Genomic DNA, 20,193 nt, shown 5'->3' with positions numbered 1-20,193 from the left:
CTCAGCGCCGATGGTACTGCACTCGGGAGGGTGTGGGAGAGTAGGTCACCGCCGGACAATTTTTGTTGAGGGAATTGGGGCTTCACCTTCGGGTGAGGCCCCATTTTCTGTTTCGGCGAGAGGAATCCTCAGCCTCGGCAGTGCGGCGGCGTGTGGCGGCGCAGCCCGTGAGCGCGATTCGCGATCTTTTGCGAGGCGGCCCTGTGCCTGCCGAGGCGGCCTTGTGCCTGCCTTGCTTGGTACGGCACAGGCGCATGTTGACGTGCCCCGACATTGCCCTTGTCGGCAAGTGTGGTCGGACCCGCAGCGGTTCTCATCCGTAGCCGCTTGACGTATCCGGAGCGCGCAGCGGGCGGTCATGAGCGATGAGCCGGGTGCGTGCGCCGAAGGCTCAGGTCCCGGCAATGGGCTGTGCAGGTCTCGGCACCGGGCCGTGCAGGTCCCGGGTCTCGGTGGGCCGGGTGGTGAACTCGGTGGGGTTGTGTCGCGTATCTCCCCATGTGTACGGGGAGTGGTGGCCCCGGCCCGGCCGGGAAGGCGGGCCGGGGGCGGGCGGGTCAGTTGGGGAGCACCAGGAGGGCGTCGCCGACGGGGCGTTCGGCGCCGTCCGACGGGCGGTTGACGACCTTGCCGTTCACGACCATCGCCGTCGAGCCGCCGCCGTCCAGGTTGATCGCGTCCCGGGCGCCCATCCAGCGCATGAACTGCGCCGCCTCGATGAAGCTGGCGCCCACCGTCACCCCCGGCTGGCGGCCGTCGATGGTGGCGAGGATGAGGGTGCCGTTGCGGGTGGTGCCCAGGAGGGTGCGCGGGTGGCGGCGGAGGATCATGTTCATGGAGTCGTGGCCGTCGCGCTTGGCGGTGATGCGGGTCTTGCCGTTGCGGACGAGGCCCACGCCGCCGGCGATCACGTGCAGATCCGGGGTGAGCTTGATGGCCCGGCCCTTGCGCAGGTCGACGACCTTGGTGTCGAGCTTGACGGTGGCGCCCTCCGGGGCGTAGGCGGCGAGCCACTCGGCGGCGACGCCCGAGCCGTGCAGCACCTGTGTGCCGCGCTGCACGGCGGCGCCCGGGACGCGCACGCCGACGACCCTGCCGGTGGCGTCGAGCACCACGTCGGTCCCGCCGTCGGCCGGGGTCTTGGCGCCCCACTCCTCGGTGTAGAGGACGAGTTCCTCGGCCACGGCGGCCCGGTTGACGCCGTTCACGGGCAGCTTGTCGCCGGAGGCGGCGATGGCGGTGACGGTCGTCTTCAGCTCCGTGACGCGGGCCGTGCGCCCCTTCAGCACGACGGCGGACCGGCCGGGGACGGCTTCGCTGAGGAGCCTGCCCGCGACCACGGACGCGCCGACCGGCTCGCCGCGCAGCGCGGCGGCCGTGTGGATGTTGAAGAAGCCGCCGTTGACTGCGGCGAGCGCCTTGGCGGCCTTGGCCATCGCCGTCACGGTCTCCCGCTTGGCGACGCTGGCTCCGAGGGAGGCGGCGTACGAGCCGCGGAACGCCCTCGGGTTGACCATCATGACCTTGACGTTCCACGGGCCGGTCGTCCGCAGGCCGTCGTCGCCCAGGTAGTCGACCTTGACCTTCAGACCGGCTTCCTTGAGCTTCTTGGCCATGTCGTCGGCCTTGGCCTTCTCCTCCAGTTTCCACAGCCCCACCCGCACCATGTAGACCTCCTGGGCGGGAGCGTCGGCGACCTGGGGACGCACGACCTTCTGCAGGGCGGCGACCTCGCCGGTGGCCTCCACCTCGGCGAGCTTGGCCTCGGCGGTGTGCCGCATGCCGTAGTCGCGGCCGCTCGGCATGAGCACGGTCACGGTGTATCCGTCGGTGGCGCGGCCGGCCTTCACGTCGTACAGGTCGATGCCCTGAGCGACGCTCGTCATCGTCCTGGTCGGCACGGACGGGACGCCCAGCGGGAACTTGGCCGACGGGAACTTCACCGAAGGCTGCTCGGCGGCGGCGACGGGCACGGTGGTGACCGTGAAGGTTGCGGCCAGGGCGAGGCCTACGGCGAGGGTGCGTCGAGACATGAAAACTCCAGAGGGCGGACAAACGGACCGCACCATCCTGGCGTGATCATGGTGTGGGAGTGAGGGAAACACGCCAAACGGGTTGGAGAGGTTACGAGATTGACACCCCCGGCGGAAAGGACGCCCGTGGTCCGTCCCCGCCTAAGATGGGGTCATGACCCGCGTCAGTATGTGGTGGCGGCCCCCAGACGGCCGCTGACTTCGCATGCTCGGGCCGTCCTCAGGGCGGTCCCGGCGCGTGGGGCTCTCCTGGGACGGCATGACCCCAAGGAGAGATCATGGATCACGTCGTGCTCACCGGAGACCGCCCGACCGGGCCGCTCCATCTCGGCCACTACTTCGGTTCGCTGGCCAACCGTGTCGCCCTGCAGGACACCCATCCGATGTACGTGCTGGTCGCCGACTATCAGGTGATCACCGATCGGGACATGCCGGGGGCGATCCAGGCCAACATCACCGGCCTGCTGCTCGACTACCTAGCCGTCGGGCTCGACCCGGCCAAGGTGACGATCTTCCAGCACAGCGCCGTCCCGGAGCTGAACCAGTTGCTGCTGCCGTTCCTCAGCCTGGTGTCGGTGGCGGAGCTGCGCCGCAACCCCACGGTGAAGGACGAGATCGCGCACAGCAGCCAGCAGGCGGTCAGCGGCCTGATGTTCACCTATCCGGTGCACCAGGCGGCCGACATCCTGTTCTGCAAGGGAACGCTGGTGCCCGTGGGCCGGGACCAGCTCCCGCACCTGGAGGTGACGCGGATGGTGGCGCGGCGCTTCAACGAGAGGTACGGGCCCGTCTTCCCGCTGCCGGAGGCGATGCTGGGTGACAGTCCACTGCTGCGGGGGCTCGACGGGGGCAAGATGAGCAAGAGCCGGGGCAACGCGATCGCCCTGTCGGCCACCGCGGACGAGACGGCCGCCCTCATCCGCAAGGCGCGGACGGACTCCGATCGGCTGATCACGTTCGACGAGGCCGCCCGGCCGGAGGTGGCCAACCTGCTCACGCTGGCGGGGCTCTGCCTGGGCCGCTCACCTCAGGACGTCGCCGCGGAGATCGGGGACGGCGGCGCGGCGATGCTGAAGAAGGTGGTGACGGAGGCGGTCAACGAGTTCCTGCGGCCGATCAGGGTGCGGCGGGCCGGGCTGGCCGAGACGGACGTCCGGGCGGTGCTGCGGGAGGGCAACGAGCGGGCCCGCGAGCGGGCGGTCGTCACCCTGGCGGAGGTGCGCGACGCGATGGACTTCTGAAGGCGGGCTTCTGAAGGCGGGCTGCTGAAGGCGGGCTTCTGAAGGCGGGCTGCTGAAGACGGGCTGCTGAAGACGGGCTGCTGAAGACGGGCTGCTGAAGACGGGGAGCTACCGGCTGTCGCGGCGGAACGACTCCAGGGCGAGCAGCGCCACGTGCAGCGACAGGCACGACTCGACGTCGTCGAGGTCGGTGTCGAGGATGCGTTCGAGGCGGCGGAGCCGGTCGTAGAAGGCGGGTCTCGACAGGTGCGCCTTCTGCGCGGCGACTGCCTTGTTGCGCCCGGCGTCGAGGTAGATGCGCAGGATCCGGGTGAGGTCGCCGCCCCGCTGGGCGTCGTGGGCCAGCAGCGGCCCGAGCTCTCGTTCGGCGAACGTCTGCAGCCGCGCGTCGTCGCGCAGCAGGTGCAGCAGGCCGCGCAGGCGCAGGTCGGGCAGGCGGTAGAAGGGGCGGCCGTCGGGCTGGCGGACCGCGACGTCGGCCACCTGCTCGGCTTCGAGGAAGCTGCGCCGTACGTCGCGCAGGGATTCCACCACCGAGCCGGCGGCCAGCACGAACGCGCCGCCGGTCTTGGACAGGGCGCGCAGCCGTTCGGCCAGGGCGGTCAGCGCGGGCTCGGCCTGGGCGCGCGGCGGCAGCGGCAGCAGGACCCCGATGCGGTCCTGGTCGAGTGCGCCCACGAGGGCGGGCAGTTTGGCGTCGCGGCAGGCGGCGGCGGTCGCCTCGGCCAGCTCGCCGAGCTGCGCGTGTCCGTCGAGCGCCTGGTCGGTGGGGTCGACGGGCCGGATGACGACGCTGACCAGCTTGCGGCCGGTCAGCGGCACGCCGACGGCGCGGGCGCGGGCGGCCGCCTCTTCGGGGTCGGCGTAGGCGTGGGTGAGGATGCCGGTGATGATGGTGCCGTGCGCCTGCCGTTCGAGCGACTCCTGGTGGCGTTCGAGCAGGCGGCCGAGGGCGAGTGTGGTGGCGGCCCGCTCGGCGAGGACCAGGTCGCGGGGCGACGGCGGCAGCTCGCAGAGCAGGATGAGCCGCCCCCAGTCCTGGCCGCGCGCGCCGACCGTGGTGACGAGCCAGCCGGACGCGGGGTCGTAGGCGGTGCGTTCGGGCGGGGCGACCGCCCGTGACCTGGTCTCCCAGCCGGCCAGCAGCGTGCCCGTGTCGCGGCCGGCCGACTCGCAGGCCAGCACCTGGTGGGCGAGGTTCTCCAGCAGCACGGGGCGGCCGGACAGCCGGGCGACCTGGGCGAGCACCTCGGCGGGTGAGGCGCCTTCGACCGACAGCTCGGTGAACACCTCGTGGAGCTGCTCGGAGGCGCGCAGCTCCTCCAGCTGGATGTCGATGATGCGGGCGTGCACCGACTCGGTGATCTGCACGAACGGCGTCTCGCGGGTCAGCACGACGAGCGGCAGCCCGTGCTCCTCGGCGGCTTTGACCACGGCGGACGGCAGCTCGCCGACGAACCTGCGGCCCAGCTCGACGATCAGCCCGGCGGCGCCCACGGACGACAGCCCGGCGATGTAGTCGGCGAGCTTGCCGGGGTCCTGGGGCAGGGCGACCCCGGTCGTCAGCACCAGCTCGCCGCCGCGCAGGAGCTGGGCGATGTCGGCGATCTCCCCGACGTGCACCCACCGCACCTTGCTGTCGAGCCGATCCGCGCCGGCGACCACGCGCGGGTTGCCCCGGCGGACGGTCTCCAGGGCGAGCACATCGGCGATCGTGGGTAGCACGAACCGAGCCTATCCGATCAGTCTGTAAGATCGCCTATCTGCTCATTTACAGACTGAAAGGTCACCTTCGGGTGGCGTGCAGCCTGACCTCCAGCCCGTCGAGGACCGACAGCAGCCCGAAGTCGAAGCTGAGCTCGCGGATCGTCCGGGCCGGCAGGTCGTTGAGCTCGGTGAGGCGTTGGAGGAGGTCGGGGAAGTCCTTGGCGACGTTCGCGAACGTCTCGCGCATGCTCTTCGGGTCGATCTCCTCGTCGCCGATCGTCTGCCGCCAGGCGATCTCGGGGATGACCATGCCGAAGACGTACGCGGTGAGCGTGGTGTTGGCGTAGTCGATGTCCAGGCCGCGGAAGCCGGCCTGCCGGAAGGTGCGGCGCAGCACGTCGGCCATCCGCAGCGCGTTGGGGCCGAGGGCGGGCAGGCGGCCGAGGAGCGCGGCCACCCAGGGGTGGCCGAGGATGACGGTCCGCATGCTGTGGGCGAAGGTGGAGGAGGTCTCGCGCCAGCCGGCCTCCTCCGGCACCGGGAGGAAGATCTCGCCCCAGATCTCGTCGTAAGCGAGCTCCAGCAGCTCGTCCTTGTTCTCCACGTACCAGTAGACGCTCGTGGCGCCGGCGCCCAGCCTGGCGCCGAGCTTGCGCATGCTGAGGCCGTCGAGCCCTTCGGCGTCCAGCAGTTCGAGTGTCGCGCGGACGATCTCCTCGCGGCTGCGGCCGGGGGTCCGGACGCTCTGGCGTGGCTCACGGAGCCATACGGAGGAGATCTGCGGGCCGCTCATGCCACCAGGATAAATCCACTCGCACACTGTACGAGGATCGTCGTACAGTGTGCGAGTGAAATCGAACGATGTGCGAGAAGACTCGAACGTTGTACGGGACCCCCGCCGTTGGTGGATCCTCGTCGTCCTGTGCCTCTCGCTGCTGGTGCTGGTCGTGGACAACACGGTGCTCAACCTGGCCATCCCCAAGCTGATCCGCGACCTGGGAGCGAGCCCGGGCGACATCCAGTGGATCCTGGACGCCTACGTGCTGGCCTTCGCCGGGCTGCTGCTCACCGCGGGCAGCCTGTCCGACAGGTACGGGCGCCGCCGCTTCCTCGTCATCGGGCTGGTGTTCTTCGGTGGCGCGTCGCTGCTCGCCGTGCTGGCCTCCGAGCCTGGGGAGCTCATCGGGGCGCGGGCGCTGATGGGCGTGGGCGGAGCCATCCTCATGCCCTCCACGCTGTCCATCCTGATGACGGTCTTCGACGAGGGCGAGCGGCGCAAGGCCATGGCCGCCTGGAGCGCCGTGGCCATGGTGGGTGTGATCGCGGGGCCGACGCTGGGCGGATTCCTCCTGGACCATTACTGGTGGGGCTCGGTGTTCCTGCTGAACATCCCGATCGCGGCCGTCGCCGTGCTGGCCGCGGTGACCCTGATGCCGGAGACGCGCAGCGCGGGGCGGAGGATCGACCCGGTGGGCGTGGTGCTGTCGGTCGTCGGCCTGACGTCGGCCGTCTACGTCATCATCGAGCGCGAGTGGAACGTGCCCGTCATCGCGATCGCCGTCGTCACGCTCGTCGCCTTCGTGGTGTGGGAGCGGCGCTCGCCGCACCCGATGCTCCCGCTGGAGCTGTTCAGGAACCGCAACTTCAGCGGAGCGTCGTTCTCGATCCTGCTGATGTCCTTCGGCGCGGGGGCCGTCATGCTCATGCTGACGCAGTACCTGCAGTTCGTGCTGGGGTACGGGCCGATGCGGGCGGGACTCGCCCTCCTGCCGTACGCGGTGGCCGCGGCCCTGTTCAACGGCGTGGGCGCGGCCCTCGGCCAGAAGGTGAGCAACCGGGTCCTCGTCTCCGGCGGGCTGCTGGTCATGGCGGGCGGGTTCGCCGTGCTGGCGACCACCACCGGCTACCTGCCGCTGCTCACCGGCCTGCTCGTCATGGGCGTGGGCGGCGGGCTCGCCGGTCCCGCGGCCTACGCCTCGCTGATGGGCGCGATCCCCATCGAGCACGCCGGTGTCGGCTCCGCGCTGAACGACACCGTCCAGCAGGTCGGCATGGCGCTGAGCATCGCCATCCTGGGCAGCGTGCTGGCCGGGGTGTTCACCGCCTCCATGCCCGAAGGCGTGCCCGAGGCGGCCCGCGCGTCGATCGGCGACGCCTTCGCGCTCGGCGTCGTGGAGCCGGCCAAGGCCGCCTTCACCGACGCCGTGCACTTCGGCTCATGGGTGGGCGGCGGGTTCTGCGTGGCCGCCGCGCTGCTGGCCCTGGCGGTGCTGCGGCCGCCCGCCCCCGCCGCGGCGGCCCCCGAGCCCGCGCAGGTCTAGCTACCGGACGCGGGGCTCGCGCATGCTCTCCAGGCTGTCGAGCTTGTGCGTCCGCTCGTCGTGGCCGATCTGCCGCAGCAGGTCGGCCACCGAACCGTAACGCCCGTAGCGTTCGGCGTAGGTGCCCGGGTCGGGGGTGTGCTCCAGGTGGGGGTTGTCCGCCACGAAGGTCATGTACTCGTGCTCGGCGTGGTCCTCGAACTCGGCGTTCAGCCGGTAGCTCCAGTCGGGCCTGACCAGGAACAGCACCCACGAGACGTGGTAGTAGAAGAACGAGATCAGCCAGGGCGCCGCCCTGTGCAGCAGCCACGTCTGCCGGTGGCCGTGACGCTGCACGAGATCCTGCATGATCAGCAGGTGCCACTGCTCGTTGTCCTGGTCGGCGCGGGCCTCGACGATCCGCTCGAAGACCCGCTCGGCGAGCGCCGAGCGTCCCGCGTGGCGGTGCACCGCCCAGTAGCCCATCCGCTCCCACGCCTGGTACGGCACGCGGGCGATGATCTCCAGCATGGCGAACTTGGTGAACGAGCCCTGCCGGCCGTAGAGCAGGTCGACCGGCCTGAACATCATCCTGGCCAGCAGGCTGTAGGCCATGCGCGGGGTGTCCAGGGTCTCCTGCTGGGCCAGGCGCAGCTCGGCCGGGCCGAGCTTCGGCGGGCCGGCGGGAGCCTCGGGGCGGTGGTCCAGGGTGAGTGTCATGTCCGTCTCCTCGGCGCGTTCCGGTCGATGTCCTGATCGTGGGTCATCGACCCCCTCCCGGTCGTCGGCCGCCGGTGGTGACTCGCGGTGCCTCCCCGGACGTACCGGCCGGGCGCCACGTACGCCCGCGAGCGCACGGGAGATCCCCTAGGGGTGTGACACACCGTAAGGCTTTTCCGCGCCGAGCCGACAGCATGGAGGGAGAGGAACCGCCACGCAGGCGGGATACTCGGAAGCATGTCGGAGCTTCTCGCGCGCCACCGGGCCGTCATGCCGAACTGGCTGGCCCTCAACTACAACGAGCCCATCGAGATCGTCAGCGGCAAGGGCAACCGGGTCGTCGACTCCGAGGGCAAGAGCTACCTCGACTTCTTCGCCGGCATCCTGACCAACATGATCGGCTACGACGTGCCCGAGGTGCGCGAGGCCGTCGAGCGTCAGCTCGCCACCGGAGTCGTCCACACGAGCACGGTCTACCTGCTGCGCGGCCAGGTCGAGCTGGCCGAGAAGATCGCCCGGCTCTCCGGCATCCCCGACGCCAAGGTCTTCTTCACCAACTCCGGCACCGAGGCCAACGAGACGGCCCTGCTGCTCGCCACGTACGCCCGCGGCAGCGACCAGGTGCTGGCCATGCGGCAGAGCTACCACGGCCGCAGCTTCGGCGCGATCAGCGTCACCTCCAACCGGTCGTGGAAGAACAACTCGCTGTCGCCGCTCAACGCGCACTTCCTGCACGGCACCGACCGGCACCTGGCCCAGTTCAGGGGCATGTCCGACGCCGAGTACGTCGAGGCGTGCGTGGAGGACCTGCGCCACGTGCTCGCCACGGCCGTCGCCGGGAACGTCGCGGCGCTCATCGCCGAGCCGATCCAGGGCGTGGGCGGCTTCACCATGGCCCCCGACGGGCTGTTCGCCGCCTACCGTGAGGTGCTCGACGAGCAGGGCATCCTGTTCATCTCCGACGAGGTGCAGACCGGCTGGGGCCGGACCGGCAGCGCCTTCTTCGGCATCCAGAACCACGGCGTGACCCCCGACATGATGACCTTCGCCAAGGGCCTCGGCAACGGGTTCGCGGTCGGCGGCGTCGTGGCCCGCGGCGACCTCATGGACGCCCTGCCCGCCGTCGGGCTGGCCACGTTCGGCGGCAACCCCATCTCCATGGCGGCGGCCAACGCCACCCTCGACTACGTCCTCGACCACGACCTGCAGGCCAACGCCGCCCGCACCGGCGCCCTCATCATCGACGGCCTGCGCGAGGCCGCGGCCCGCCTGCCGATCGTCCGGGACGTGCGCGGCAAGGGCCTGATGTTCGCCGTCGAGCTGGAGAGCCCCGCCCAGGCGGCCCGGTTCATGGAGGAGACCAAGAAGGCGGGCCTGCTGGCCGGCAAGGGCGGCCTCTACGGCACGGCCATCCGCATGGCCCCGCCGCTCACGCTGACCGTCGAGGAGGCCGCCGAGGGGCTGGCCATCATCGTCAACGCACTAGAGACCATCAACGCAGAGGCAGCAGCGCAGTGAAGTCAGTCAGCCACTGGATCAACGGAGCCCTCGTCGAGGGCGACACCTCGCGCAAGGGGGAGATCTTCAACCCGGCCACCGGCGAGGTGGCCGGCCACGTCGCGATGGCGTCGGCGGCGGACGTCGACGCGGCCGTGGCGGCCGCCGCGGCGGCCTTCCCGGCCTGGCGGGACGCCTCGCTGGTCAAGCGGACCCAGGTGCTGTTCCGGTTCCGGGAGCTCATGCACGCCCACCGTGACGAACTGGCCGCGCTGATCTCGGCCGAGCACGGCAAGGTGCACGGCGACGCGCTCGGCGAGGTCGCCCGCGGCCTGGAGGTCGTGGAGTTCGCCTGCGGCATCCCGCACCTGCTCAAGGGCGGCTTCTCCGAGGGCGTCTCCACCCGGGTCGACACCTACTCGATCCGGCAGCCGCTCGGTGTCGTGGCCGGCATCACGCCGTTCAACTTCCCGGCCATGGTGCCGATGTGGATGTACCCGGTGGCGATCGCCTGCGGCAACGCGTTCGTGCTCAAGCCGTCGGAGAAGGACCCGTCGGCGTCGCTGCTCATGGCCAGGCTGTGGCAGGAGGCCGGGCTGCCCGACGGCGTGTTCAACGTCGTCCAGGGCGACAAGGCCGCCGTCGACCGGCTGCTGGAGCACCCCGACGTGCGCGCCGTGTCGTTCGTCGGCTCGACCCCCATCGCCCGCTACGTCTACGAGACCGGCACCTCCCACGGCAAGCGCGTCCAGGCGCTCGGCGGGGCCAAGAACCACATGCTCGTGCTGCCCGACGCAGACCTCGACCTGGTCGCCGACTCCGCTGTGTCGGCCGGCTTCGGCTCGGCCGGCGAGCGCTGCATGGCGATCTCGGTGGTGCTGGCCGTGGACCCGGTCGGCGACGACCTCGTCAAGAAGATCGCCGAACGGGTCGACAAGCTGGTGGTCGGCCCGGGCGACGACCCGAAGTCCGAGATGGGCCCGCTCGTCACCCGCGAGCACCGCGACAAGGTCGCCTCCTATCTCGACCTCGGCGTCGAGGAGGGCGCCGAGCTCGTCGTGGACGGGCGTAAGACCTCGGTGCTGGGCGGCGGCACGGCCGGCGAGGCGTCCGGCTTCTGGCTCGGGCCCACCGTGCTCGACCGCGTGCCCGCGGGCTCGCGGGTGCACACCGAGGAGATCTTCGGGCCCGTCCTGTCGATCGTCCGCGTCGGCTCGTACGAGGAGGGGGTGCAGGTCATCAACGACGGCGAGTACGGCAACGGAACGGCGATCTTCACCAACGACGGCGGCGCCGCCCGGCGTTTCCAGAACGAGGTCGAGGTCGGCATGATCGGCGTCAACGTGCCGATCCCGGTGCCCATGGCGTTCTACAGCTTCGGCGGCTGGAAGGCGTCGCTGTTCGGTGACACGCACGTGCACGGCACCGAGGGAGTCCACTTCTACACCCGCGGCAAGGTCGTGACCTCCCGCTGGCTCGATCCGTCGCACGGCGGGGTGAACCTCGGCTTCCCGACCAACAAGTAGCATCACGAGGCAGGTAGCACCACGAGGCTCTCCTCCCTGGTGCGGTCCCCGGTAAGCTCCAGGGCACGGCACTAGGGGGGAGACATCGTGGATCGCCGTACTCGCGTCATGGCGTTCGCCGCCCTGGCCGTCGCCGGGGTCGGCGCGGCCGCGCCCGCGGCGGCCCCTGCCACGCCGGCCTCCTCCGCACCGGTCAGGGCGACGGCCTCGCCCACCCCCAAGCCGTCGGCGAGCCCCACCCGCAGCGACGGCACGCTGCAGATCCTCACCTACCGCGGCTACGCCGACTACGCCGGCACGACCGCCGAGTTCGAGAAGATCACCGGCTGCCGGATCGCCCGGTTCGACACCGTGCAGACCGCCGACGAGATGGCCTCCTGGGCCGCCCAGCGGCCCTACGACGTCATCTCCGCCGGGCCCGCGCTGGGCGCCGCGCTCGTCGAGAGCGGCCAGGTGCAGCCGATCGACACGGCCGAGGTCACCGGCTACACCGAGCTGAGCAAGCGGTTCCGCGACATGTCCACCGAGTCCGGCAAGGTGTACGGCGTGCCCTACCTGTGGGGCTCCCACGAGTTCCTCTACGACTCCTCCCGGGTCAAGGACGGCGACGACCTGCGCCGGGTCTTCGACTCCGACGACGTGGCGCTCCAGGACAGCCCGCTGACCATCGCCGACGCCGCCCTCACCGACAAGGATGTGGACGACCCGTACGAGCTGACGAAGGAGCAGCTCGACCGGGCCGTGCGCGTGCTGGCCGAGCACGCCGGGCGCGCCTACTGGCGCAACCCCCTCGACCTGGTCAAGGGCTTCGCCACGGGCAGGCTCGACTACGCCCAGGCCACCCCCTACCACCGGTTGTTGCTGGAGAAGGCCGGCAAGCCGGTCAAGGCGGTCACCCTGCGGCGGACCACCGGCTGGGTCGACTCCTGGATGCTCGGCGCCGGCGTGTCCGACACCGAGTGCGCCTACCGCTGGCTCGGCTACACCACCTCGGCGGCGGTGCAGCGGCGCGCGGCCGCCTGGGTCGGGCTCGCTCCGGCCAACCCGAAGGCGTGCACGCGGGGGGCCAAGCGCGTCTGCGACGCCTACGGCGTGGGCAAGGACGGCAGGCTCGACCGCATCGCCTTCGCCGTGCGCCCGCCGGGCGGGTGCGCGGACGGCAAGTGCGCCGACTACGAGGCGTGGACCGACCGCTGGCGCGAGCTGGTCAAGTAGGCCGCCATCGGCGGTTCTCGCCTCCGGGTGAGACCTGCCCGGAAATTCGACTGAATGACCAGTCAGTGAGTATGGTCGGTACATGAGAATCCTCCTCGTGGGAGCCGGCGGCGTCGGCTCCGCCGTCGTGCCCATCGCCGCCCGCCGAGATTTCTTCGAACACATCGTCGTGGCCGACTCCCAACGCAGCCGCGCGGCCCGTGCCGTCGCCGCCGTGGACGACCCGCGCTTCACCGCCGTCACCCTCGACGCCGCCGACCGCGCCCAGGTCGTGGCCGCGCTGCGCGAGCACCGCTGCGACGTGCTGTTCAACGCGGTCGACCCGCGCTTCACGATGCCGCTGTTCGAGGCGGCGCTCGAAGCCGGGGCGCACTATCTCGACATGGCCATGTCGCTGTCCAAGCCGCACCCCAGCAGGCCGTACGCCGAGCCCGGGGTCAAGCTCGGCGACGAGCAGTTCGCCCGCGACGGCGAATGGCGGGCGAAGGGCAGGCTCGCCCTGGTCGGGATGGGCGTCGAGCCGGGGCTGGCCGACGTGTTCGCCCGCTACGCCGCCGACCACCTGTTCTCCAGCATCGACGAGGTAGGTGTGCGCGACGGCTCCAACCTGGTCGTCGAGGGATACGACTTCGCGCCGACCTTCTCCATCTGGACCACGATCGAGGAGTGCCTCAACCCGCCCGTGGTGTGGGAGGACGGCCGCTGGCGCACCACCGAGCCGTTCAGCGAGCCCGAGGTGTTCGACTTCCCGGCCGGCATCGGACCGGTGGAGTGCGTGAACGTCGAGCACGAGGAGGTGCTGCTCGTGCCGCGGTGGATCCCGGCACGCAGGGTGACGTTCAAGTACGGGCTCGGCGAGGAGTTCATCGGCGTGCTCAAGACGCTGCACAAGCTGGGCCTCGACAGCGCCGAGAAGATCAGGGTGGGCGGTGCGGAGGTGGCGCCGCGCGACCTGGTGGCCGCCAGCCTGCCCGACCCGGCGACGCTCGGCGACCGCATGCACGGCAAGACCTGCGCCGGCACCTGGGTGAAGGGCACCGGCAAGGACGGCCGGCCGCGCGAGGTGTACCTCTACCACGTGGTGGACAACGCCTGGTCGATGCGCGAGTACGGCGCGCAGGCCGTCGTCTGGCAGACCGCCATCCACCCGGTCGTGGCGCTGGAGCTGGTCGCGAACGGAGCCTGGAAGGGGTCGGGCGTGCTCGGGCCGGAGGCGTTCGACGCGGTGCCGTTCCTCCACCTGCTCCACGAGTACGGCTCGCCGTGGGACATCCGCGAGACGCCCCGCCAGGCCGCCTAGCGCGCCCGTCCAGCCCGCCGCCCGTCCAGCGCGCCCGCTCGGCCGGGCTGGACGCATCGGCGGAGAGGACGCTAACGGGCGAGGAACGGGCCCAGTACCGCGGCGAGTTCGGTGGGGGCGTCCAGTGCGACGAGGTGGGCCGCGGCAGCGAACTCGACCAGCGTGGCGTCGGGGATCTCCGCGGCGTACCGGCGGGCGATGTCCTGGAAGTCGGCGACGTCGAGCCCGCCGATGCCCACCAGCGTGGGGACGGAGATGGCGGCGATGTCGCCGGTCGTGGCGCCCCGCGAGTGCCTGCCCACGACGGCCTGGTTCACCAGCGACGTCCGTAGCGGGCCGCGGAGTCGGTCGGCCAGGACCGCGGCGACGTCATCCCACCCGCGAGCGGGCCCGCGCAACCACATGTCCAGATTCACGCGGATGGCGGCGTCCAGGTCGCCGGCGGCCAGGGCCAGGGTCTCGGCCTCGTCGTAGGCGACCATGTCCGCAGACCAGTGGTATCCCGGCCATGGCGGGGCGAGCAGCGCCAGGGAACGCACCCGGTCCGGGTGGGTGAGAGTGAAGTCCACGGCCACGCGGCCGCCCCAGGAGGCGCCCACGAGCCGGACCCGTTCATGGCAGAGGTGGTCCAGAAGGCGGCGCAGGTCGTCGGTCTCGCTGAAAGGCCCGGTCGGGGGTGCGGACTCACCGAAGCCGCGCAGGTCGTACCGGATGACCGTGTGCCGTTCTGCGAGGGCGGGCACGACCGCGTCCCACATGCGGTGATCGGCGATGCCGGCGTGCACGAGGACGACAGGCGGGCCGTCGCCGGCGACGACGTAGGAGAGGTGGCCGAGATCGTCGGCGAGTATGCGCATCCGCAGATGCTCGCAGGACGACAGCGCGCGTGCCACCTCAGGGGGGAGGGTCTCCCTCCCGCTTCGCGCCCATGGCCAGCCGGCTCCCCTGAGCGACGGTCTCTTCCTCCGGTGTCAGCGGCCGGGGAAGGCCACCACCGTCGCCAGTGAGGCCGGCATGAGGGCCTCGGCGCAGTCGGCGCAGGCCAGTACGGCCGAGTCGTCGGGGAGGCGGCCCACGCGGACGCGTGGCCTGGGCCACCTCTTGTGGCAGACGACGCAGGCGTCGCCCTCGCGCTGCGCCCAGCTGAGGTCATCGGGGTCGAACGTCACCATGTCCTGCGTCGTTCCTGTCGGGCCCCAGTTCATCACGCTCCTCGCGGTGATCGCGCACCCGTGTACCGGATCCGTTATAACTCCGACCATCCCCGTGATCGTCTAGCTGAGCGTCAAGTCAGGGTGAATTCTCTACCCGGTGACAGCGGCGTACGCCAACAAAAACGGGCATCCAGCTACAAGCTGGACGCCCGTTTCGTAAGGGTTTCTACAGTCCCGCGAACGCCTTCTCCAGGATGCCGAGCCCCTCCTCCAGCAGTTGCTCGGGGATCACGAGGGGCGGCAGGAAGCGCAGCACGTTGCCGTAGGTGCCCGCGGTGAGCACCAGCAGGCCCTCGGCGTGGCAGCGCCGGACGAGCTCGGCGACGGCGGCCGGGTTCGGCTCCTTCGTGCCGGGCCGTACCAGCTCGATCGCGATCATCGCGCCGCGCCCGCGCACGTCGCCGATCACGTCGAAGCGCTCGCGCAGCGCCTCCAGCCGGGGGAGCATGATCTCGCCGATCCGGCGGGCGCGGGCGACCAGGTCCTGCTCCTCGATGGTCTCCAGCACGCCGAGCGCGGCCTCGCAGGCCAGCGGGTTGCCGCCGTACGTGCCGCCGAGGCCGCCCGGGTGCACCTTGTCCATGATCTCCGCCCGGCCGGTGACCGCGGCCAGCGGCAGGCCGCCCGCGATGCCCTTGGCGGTGCAGATGATGTCCGGCACCAGGCCCTCGTCCTCGCAGGCGAACAGGTCACCCGTGCGCGCGAACCCGGTCTGCACCTCGTCGGCCACGAACACGATGCCGTTCTCGCGGCAGAACTCGGCGATCCTCGGCAGGAACCCCTTGGCCGGCTCGATGAACCCGCCCTCGCCCGCGATCGGCTCGATCACCACGGCGGCCACGTTGCCCGCGCCGATCTGCTTGTCGATCATGTCGATGGCCTGGGCGGCGGCCTCGGCCGCGCAGTTGTCCGGCCCTGTCGGCCAGCGGAACGGGTAGGCCAGCGGCGCCCGGTAGACCTCCGGCGCGTACGGTCCGAAGCCCTGCTTGTACGGCATGTTCTTGGCCGTCAGGGTCATGGTCAGCAGCGTGCGGCCGTGGTAGCCGTGGTCGAACACGACGACGGCCTGCCGCCCGGTGGCGTACCTGGCGACCTTGACCGCGTTCTCCACCGCCTCGGCGCCGCTGTTCACCAGGAACGTGCGCTTGTCGTGGTCGCCGGGCGTCAGCTCGTTGAGCTTCTCGCAGACCCGCACGTACGACTCGTACGGGGTGACCATGAAGCAGGTGTGGGTGAAGTCCGCGACCTGCCGCTGAACCCGCTCCACCACGCGCGGGGCGGCGTTGCCGACGTTGGTCACGGCGATGCCGGAGCCGAAGTCGATCAGCGTGTTGCCGTCGGCGTCCTCGATCACGCCGCCGCCGGCGCGGGTCACGAACACCGGCAGCGTGGTGCCGATGCCGGGCGGCACGGCGGCCTGCTTGCGGGCCAGCAGCTCCTGAGACCTGGGTCCAGGGATGGCGGTGGCGAGGCGACGCTCCTGCGGAATGCTCATACCTCCGACGGTACGGCCCCCCTTGAGCTGCGCTTATCTGTCGATATGGCACACTGAGGGGGCTTGCTTCGCCGGAATGGACAACTTCGAGGACATGGCGCCTTCGCTGCGGGTCGTGGTGCGACGCACCGGGTTGCGGCCCGTCACCGGGTCGCTCGATCCGGTGGTGCGCTGGGTGGCGGTCAGCGAGCTGGAGGACCCCACGCCGTTCCTGGAGGGGGACGAGCTGCTGCTGACGACCGGGATGCGCCTGGAAGGCGACCTTTCCGACTATGTAGCCCGGCTGGTGGCGCGGGGCGTGGCCGGGCTGGCGTTCGGCGTCGGCCTCACCCACGAGGACGTGCCCCCCGCCCTGGTCCAGGCGGCCTCGGCGGCCGGGCTGCCGCTGCTGGAGGTGCCGCGCGAGACGCCGTTCATCACGATCGGCAAGGCGGTCAGCGAGCTGCTGGCGGCCGAGCAGTACGAGGAGATCACCAGGGCCTTCGCCGCGCAGGGGCGGCTGACCCGGGCGGCGCTGCGTCCCGAGGGCATGCACGCGGTGATCGACCGGCTGGCCCGGGAGATCGGCGGCTGGGCGGCGCTGCTGGACGAACACGGCGAGCTGCGGCACGCCACGCCGGGGGCCGAGGCCGGCGCGGTCGCCGCCGAGCTGGGCCGCCTGCGCGCCGCGGACACGACGGGCCCCGCCGCCGCTGCCGCGGAGGGGACGGGCGTTGCGGGCGGCTCCCGTGGCGGTCCGGCCGCGCGGTCCGGCGGCGGACCCGGCGCGGGCGGCGCCGAGCGGTTGCCGTCGAGCCTGGCGATCTCCGGGCCCGGCCGGCACATCGTGGTGCAACCCCTGGGCGGCGGGCCGCGGCCGCGCGGGTTCTTCGCGGTCGGCGCGGTGCGGCCCTTCTCACCCGTCACCCAGACGGTGATCAACGCCGCCGCGTCCCTGCTGACCCTGGCACTGGAGCAGGGCGGCGCCCGGCAGGAGGCCGAACGCCGGGTCCGGTCCGCCGTGCTCGGGCTGCTGCTCGCCGGCGCGACCGACCGGGCGCGTGAGGTGCTGGCGCCACTCGGCGGCCGGCTGCCCGGCGAGCCGCTGGTGGTGCTCGCGGCCGGTGGCGAGGCGCTGGACGCCCTGGAGGCGCACGCCTTCACCGCTCGCCTCCCCACGGGTTCTCCCACGTGCCCCGCCGGGGAGGCCCCGCCGCCCGGAGGGGAGGTGGTGGCGCTCGTCGCGGAGCAGGCCGCCGAGGAGGTGGCGGCGCTGGCCGGCGGGGCCGCCGGGATGAGCGCGCCGTGCGCGTACGCGGAGCTGGGCAGCGGGCTGGAGCAGGCGCGGCGCGCGCTCGGCGCCGGGAGCGGCGGGGTGGTCCGCTACGCCGACCTGGCCGGTCAGGGGCTGCTGCGGCTGCTCGATCCGGCCGCGGCGCGGGCGTTCTCGGCGGCGCTGCTGGCCCCCCTCGTCCGGTACGGGGCCCGCGCCGACCTTATGGAGTCGCTGCGCGCCTACCTGGGCGCCAACGGCCACTGGGACGCGGCCGCCCAGCGGCTCGGGGTGCACCGCCACACCCTGCGCTACCGGATGAGGCGCGTGTCCGAGCTGCTCGGCCGCGACCTGGACGACCCGGGAGTGCGGGCCGAGCTGTGGATAGCGCTGGCCGCCGCCTCTGCGCCGGACCCCGGGGGAGCGCCGGACAGCCGGTGACGGCTACTTGTCGGCCAGGTAGCAGCAGATCGTGGCCGTGGTGACCGCCTCGTAGGTGCGGCCGTCGCGCAGATGGCCGGCGCGCTCCAGGCTGATCGCGCCCTGGGCCGCCGCCCACAGCGCGTCGGCGATCTTGCGCGGCTGGGTGGGGACCAGGTAGCCGGCGGAGATGCAGTCGGCGATCGCCCGGTCGAGGATGTTGAGCGCGGCGCGGGCCAGGGTCCTGGCGCGCTCGCTGGGCTCGAAGCCGGGGATGGCCCGCTCGAACATGAGGCTGTAGTAGCCGGGCTCCGACAGGCACGCCTGCCGGTAGGCGGGGCCGAGCGCGGTGAGGTACTCGAAGGGGTCGCGGCGCTGCGGCACCGCCTCCAGAAAACGCCTGAACCGCTCGAAACCCTCCAGGTAGAGGGCCTCGGCCAGCCCTTCCCGGTTGCCGAACATCGTGTAGATGACGGTGGTGGTGCAACCGGCCTCGGAGGCGATCCGGCGCGTGGTGAGGCTCTCGGGTCCGTCGGTCACCAGCAGGTTGACCGCGACGTCGAGCAGCCGCGATCGCAACTCGTCGTGGCCGGCCCGTTCGCCCAGGAGATAGGCGCCCTGAAGCCCAAGCGGCGCCGAGGAGGTCATGGGCCCACGCCTTTCTGCTCGGGGGCCCGCCGCACTGGAGACCCGCACCCGTTGACTTAGCCACGGCGGAGCCCGTTCAAACCGCTCCGCACGGTAAACATCCCGAATTAGGTCTACTTCTGTTACATCGTGGGTAAAGGAGGGGGTTGGCCGGGGTGTGTGAGAGTCGAGCGCAGGGCCGGTGCCCCCGATCCTCGCGCCGCGCCGCCGCCCGCGCCCCGGCGACCGGGCGAGCTCGCCGGTCTCCGGCCAAGACCTCCGGATCAGGGTGCGCGGCTTCCCGGCAGCCCGGTGTGAGGTTTCCCGGCCGGGGAAGCATACGTGCAGCTCAGGCAGTACGTTCCGGCACGGCGGACCGGTCGGTGCCGTGCCGTTTCACCGACGACGAGGCCGCGCGACGGCCGCCTGGGCCTCCCCGAGGAGCGCGATGGGGGTGCGGTGGAGAACCTGCGGGTGGGAGTGGAGGAGGAGTTCTTCCTCATCGATCCGGACAGCGGCCGTACGTCCCCGAAGGCCGCCGCCGTCATCGGCCGCGTCCCGGCCGTCCTCCGCCCGATGGTCGGGAGGGAGTTCGCCGCCTGCCAGGTCGAGATCACGTCATCGCCCCACCTCACGCTGACTCCCTTGCAGGCCGAGCTCGACCTGCTCAGGCGTAGCCTGTCGCAGGCGGCCCGTGAAGAAGGGGACCGGCTGGTCGCCATCGGGGTGGCCCCCTACGAGCACTCCGCCAGCCGTGCCGAGCTGACCGACGACGCGCGGTACCGATGCATGGCCCGCGCGTACGGGGCGGTGGTCGGGGGCGAGAAGTGCTGTGGCTGCCACGTGCACGTCGAGGTGACCGATGACGAGGAGGCCGTCCAGGTCTCGAACCACCTGCGCGTGTGGTTGCCCTGCCTGCAGGCGCTGACCGCCAACTCGCCGTTCACCGGAGGAGGCGACAGCGGCTACGCGAGCTGGCGCGCCGTCGCCTTGGGGAGATGGCCGAGCTTCGGCCTGCCGCCGTACTTCACCTCGGCCGCCGACTACCGTGCCGCGGTGCGGTTGCTGCTGCGCTCGGGAATGATCCTCGACGAGGCCATGGTCTACTGGCTGGTGCGGCGCTCACACCACCTGCCCACGGTGGAGGTGCGAGTGGCCGACGTGGGCACGACCGCGGGCGAAGCCGTCCTGCAGGCCGCGTTGGTGCGTGGCCTGGTCGCCACCGCGCTCGGCGACATCCGGACCGGCCGTCCGGCCCCCCACCCGGCCGAGGCGGTCCTGCGCGCCGCATACTGGCGTGCCGCCCGCGACGGTCTGGAGGGCGAGGGCCTGGACGTGGCATCGGCCACCCTGGTTCCGGCGTGGCATCTGGTGCACCGGCTCGTCCGCCACGTCGAACAGGCTCTCGTAGCCGCGGGCGACGCGGACCGGGTGCGGGGCCAGTTGGACCGACTCCGGTGCGTGGGCTCCGGGGCGGCCCGCCAACGCGCCGTCTACGAGCTGCGCCATGACCTCCTCGATGTCATCGCCGCCGCCGGCCACCAGACGCGGCCCGCGTCGCCGCGACTTGTACGGGACGGCCAGCGGGGGGCGCGGTGTTGTGCAAGTTGGCACAGGGCGCCGATCCCGGGGTGGCATAACGTCGG

15 protein-coding genes and 1 pseudogene are annotated in these 20,193 nt (G+C 71.7%); 8 read left to right on the top strand and 8 right to left on the bottom strand.

All coding sequences use genetic code 11. The features are described 5' to 3' along the window. Window positions 1-557 precede the first annotated feature (557 nt). A complete protein-coding gene (locus ACGF0J_RS34780) occupies window positions 558-2,033 on the bottom strand; it encodes a phosphodiester glycosidase family protein (protein WP_393152928.1) in 1,476 nt (491 codons plus the stop codon). A 278-nt stretch (window positions 2,034-2,311) separates the two neighbouring features. Between ACGF0J_RS34780 and trpS the strand changes: the two genes are divergently transcribed. Then, window positions 2,312-3,274 carry a tryptophan--tRNA ligase gene (trpS, locus tag ACGF0J_RS34775; protein WP_393152926.1) on the top strand — a complete coding sequence of 321 codons (963 nt, stop codon included), beginning with the start codon at window positions 2,312-2,314 and terminating at the stop codon, window positions 3,272-3,274. A 108-nt stretch (window positions 3,275-3,382) separates the two neighbouring features. Here the strand turns inward: trpS and ACGF0J_RS34770 are convergent, their stop codons facing one another. Beyond that, entirely contained in the window at window positions 3,383-4,999 is a 1,617-nt protein-coding gene (locus ACGF0J_RS34770) for a PucR family transcriptional regulator (protein WP_393152924.1), read from the bottom strand. Between the two features lie 61 nt (window positions 5,000-5,060). After that, a complete protein-coding gene (locus ACGF0J_RS34765) occupies window positions 5,061-5,774 on the bottom strand; it encodes a TetR/AcrR family transcriptional regulator (protein WP_393152922.1) in 714 nt (237 codons plus the stop codon). Window positions 5,775-5,829: 55 nt separating this feature from the next. Between ACGF0J_RS34765 and ACGF0J_RS34760 the strand changes: the two genes are divergently transcribed. After that, complete coding sequence (locus tag ACGF0J_RS34760; protein WP_393152920.1) at window positions 5,830-7,302, top strand: MFS transporter; 1,473 nt, start codon at window positions 5,830-5,832, stop codon at window positions 7,300-7,302. Here the strand turns inward: ACGF0J_RS34760 and ACGF0J_RS34755 are convergent, their stop codons facing one another. Then, window positions 7,303-8,001, bottom strand: a complete 699-nt coding sequence (locus tag ACGF0J_RS34755) for an alternative oxidase (protein ID WP_393152918.1) — start codon at window positions 7,999-8,001, stop codon at window positions 7,303-7,305. It abuts the gene before it with no gap. 237 nt (window positions 8,002-8,238) lie between these two features. On the opposite strand from ACGF0J_RS34755, the gene ACGF0J_RS34750 reads away from it, so the two are divergent. The 4 genes from ACGF0J_RS34750 to ACGF0J_RS34735 all read left to right on the top strand — a co-directional run bounded on the left by ACGF0J_RS34750 (window position 8,239) and on the right by ACGF0J_RS34735 (window position 13,539). Further along, a complete protein-coding gene (locus ACGF0J_RS34750; RefSeq protein ID WP_393152916.1) occupies window positions 8,239-9,519 on the top strand; it encodes an aspartate aminotransferase family protein in 1,281 nt (426 codons plus the stop codon). Then, complete coding sequence (locus ACGF0J_RS34745) at window positions 9,516-11,024, top strand: CoA-acylating methylmalonate-semialdehyde dehydrogenase (protein WP_393152914.1); 1,509 nt, start codon at window positions 9,516-9,518, stop codon at window positions 11,022-11,024. Before ACGF0J_RS34750 ends, ACGF0J_RS34745 begins: the two co-directional genes overlap by 4 nt. Window positions 11,025-11,111: 87 nt before the next feature. After that, complete coding sequence (locus ACGF0J_RS34740; protein WP_393152912.1) at window positions 11,112-12,239, top strand: extracellular solute-binding protein; 1,128 nt, start codon at window positions 11,112-11,114, stop codon at window positions 12,237-12,239. An 82-nt stretch (window positions 12,240-12,321) separates the two neighbouring features. After that, window positions 12,322-13,539 carry a saccharopine dehydrogenase family protein gene (locus ACGF0J_RS34735; RefSeq protein ID WP_393152910.1) on the top strand — a complete coding sequence of 406 codons (1,218 nt, stop codon included), beginning with the start codon at window positions 12,322-12,324 and terminating at the stop codon, window positions 13,537-13,539. Between the two features lie 71 nt (window positions 13,540-13,610). Here the strand turns inward: ACGF0J_RS34735 and ACGF0J_RS34730 are convergent, their stop codons facing one another. From ACGF0J_RS34730 to gabT, 3 genes are all read right to left on the bottom strand, one after another. Continuing rightward, window positions 13,611-14,396: an alpha/beta fold hydrolase gene (locus ACGF0J_RS34730; RefSeq protein WP_393152908.1), complete on the bottom strand. Its 786-nt coding sequence runs from the start codon at window positions 14,394-14,396 to the stop codon at window positions 13,611-13,613. A 114-nt stretch (window positions 14,397-14,510) separates the two neighbouring features. Further along, entirely contained in the window at window positions 14,511-14,744 is a 234-nt protein-coding gene (locus ACGF0J_RS34725) for a hypothetical protein (protein ID WP_393152906.1), read from the bottom strand. A 175-nt stretch (window positions 14,745-14,919) separates the two neighbouring features. Continuing rightward, a complete protein-coding gene (gabT, locus tag ACGF0J_RS34720) occupies window positions 14,920-16,248 on the bottom strand; it encodes a 4-aminobutyrate--2-oxoglutarate transaminase (RefSeq protein ID WP_393152904.1) in 1,329 nt (442 codons plus the stop codon). Window positions 16,249-16,324: 76 nt separating this feature from the next. Between gabT and ACGF0J_RS34715 the strand changes: the two genes are divergently transcribed. Then, window positions 16,325-17,941 (top strand): PucR family transcriptional regulator, encoded by a 1,617-nt coding sequence (locus ACGF0J_RS34715; protein ID WP_393152902.1) that lies wholly within the window; start codon window positions 16,325-16,327, stop codon window positions 17,939-17,941. Window positions 17,942-17,944: 3 nt separating this feature from the next. On the opposite strand, the gene ACGF0J_RS34710 is transcribed toward ACGF0J_RS34715, so the two are convergent. Continuing rightward, the gene (locus ACGF0J_RS34710) at window positions 17,945-18,568 is read right to left on the bottom strand and encodes a TetR/AcrR family transcriptional regulator (protein ID WP_393152900.1); all 624 of its coding nucleotides are present in this window, start codon (window positions 18,566-18,568) and stop codon (window positions 17,945-17,947) included. A gap of 321 nt (window positions 18,569-18,889) precedes the next feature. On the opposite strand from ACGF0J_RS34710, the pseudogene ACGF0J_RS34705 reads away from it, so the two are divergent. After that, window positions 18,890-20,083, top strand: a pseudogene (locus ACGF0J_RS34705) (glutamate--cysteine ligase); the annotation flags it as partial. Between the last annotated feature and the right edge of the window lie 110 nt (window positions 20,084-20,193).

The sequence above is a fragment of the Nonomuraea sp. NPDC047897 genome (assembly GCF_043204415.1).
Taxonomy (GTDB): domain Bacteria; phylum Actinomycetota; class Actinomycetes; order Streptosporangiales; family Streptosporangiaceae; genus Nonomuraea.
This window is presented reverse-complemented; position numbering and strand designations above follow the sequence as displayed.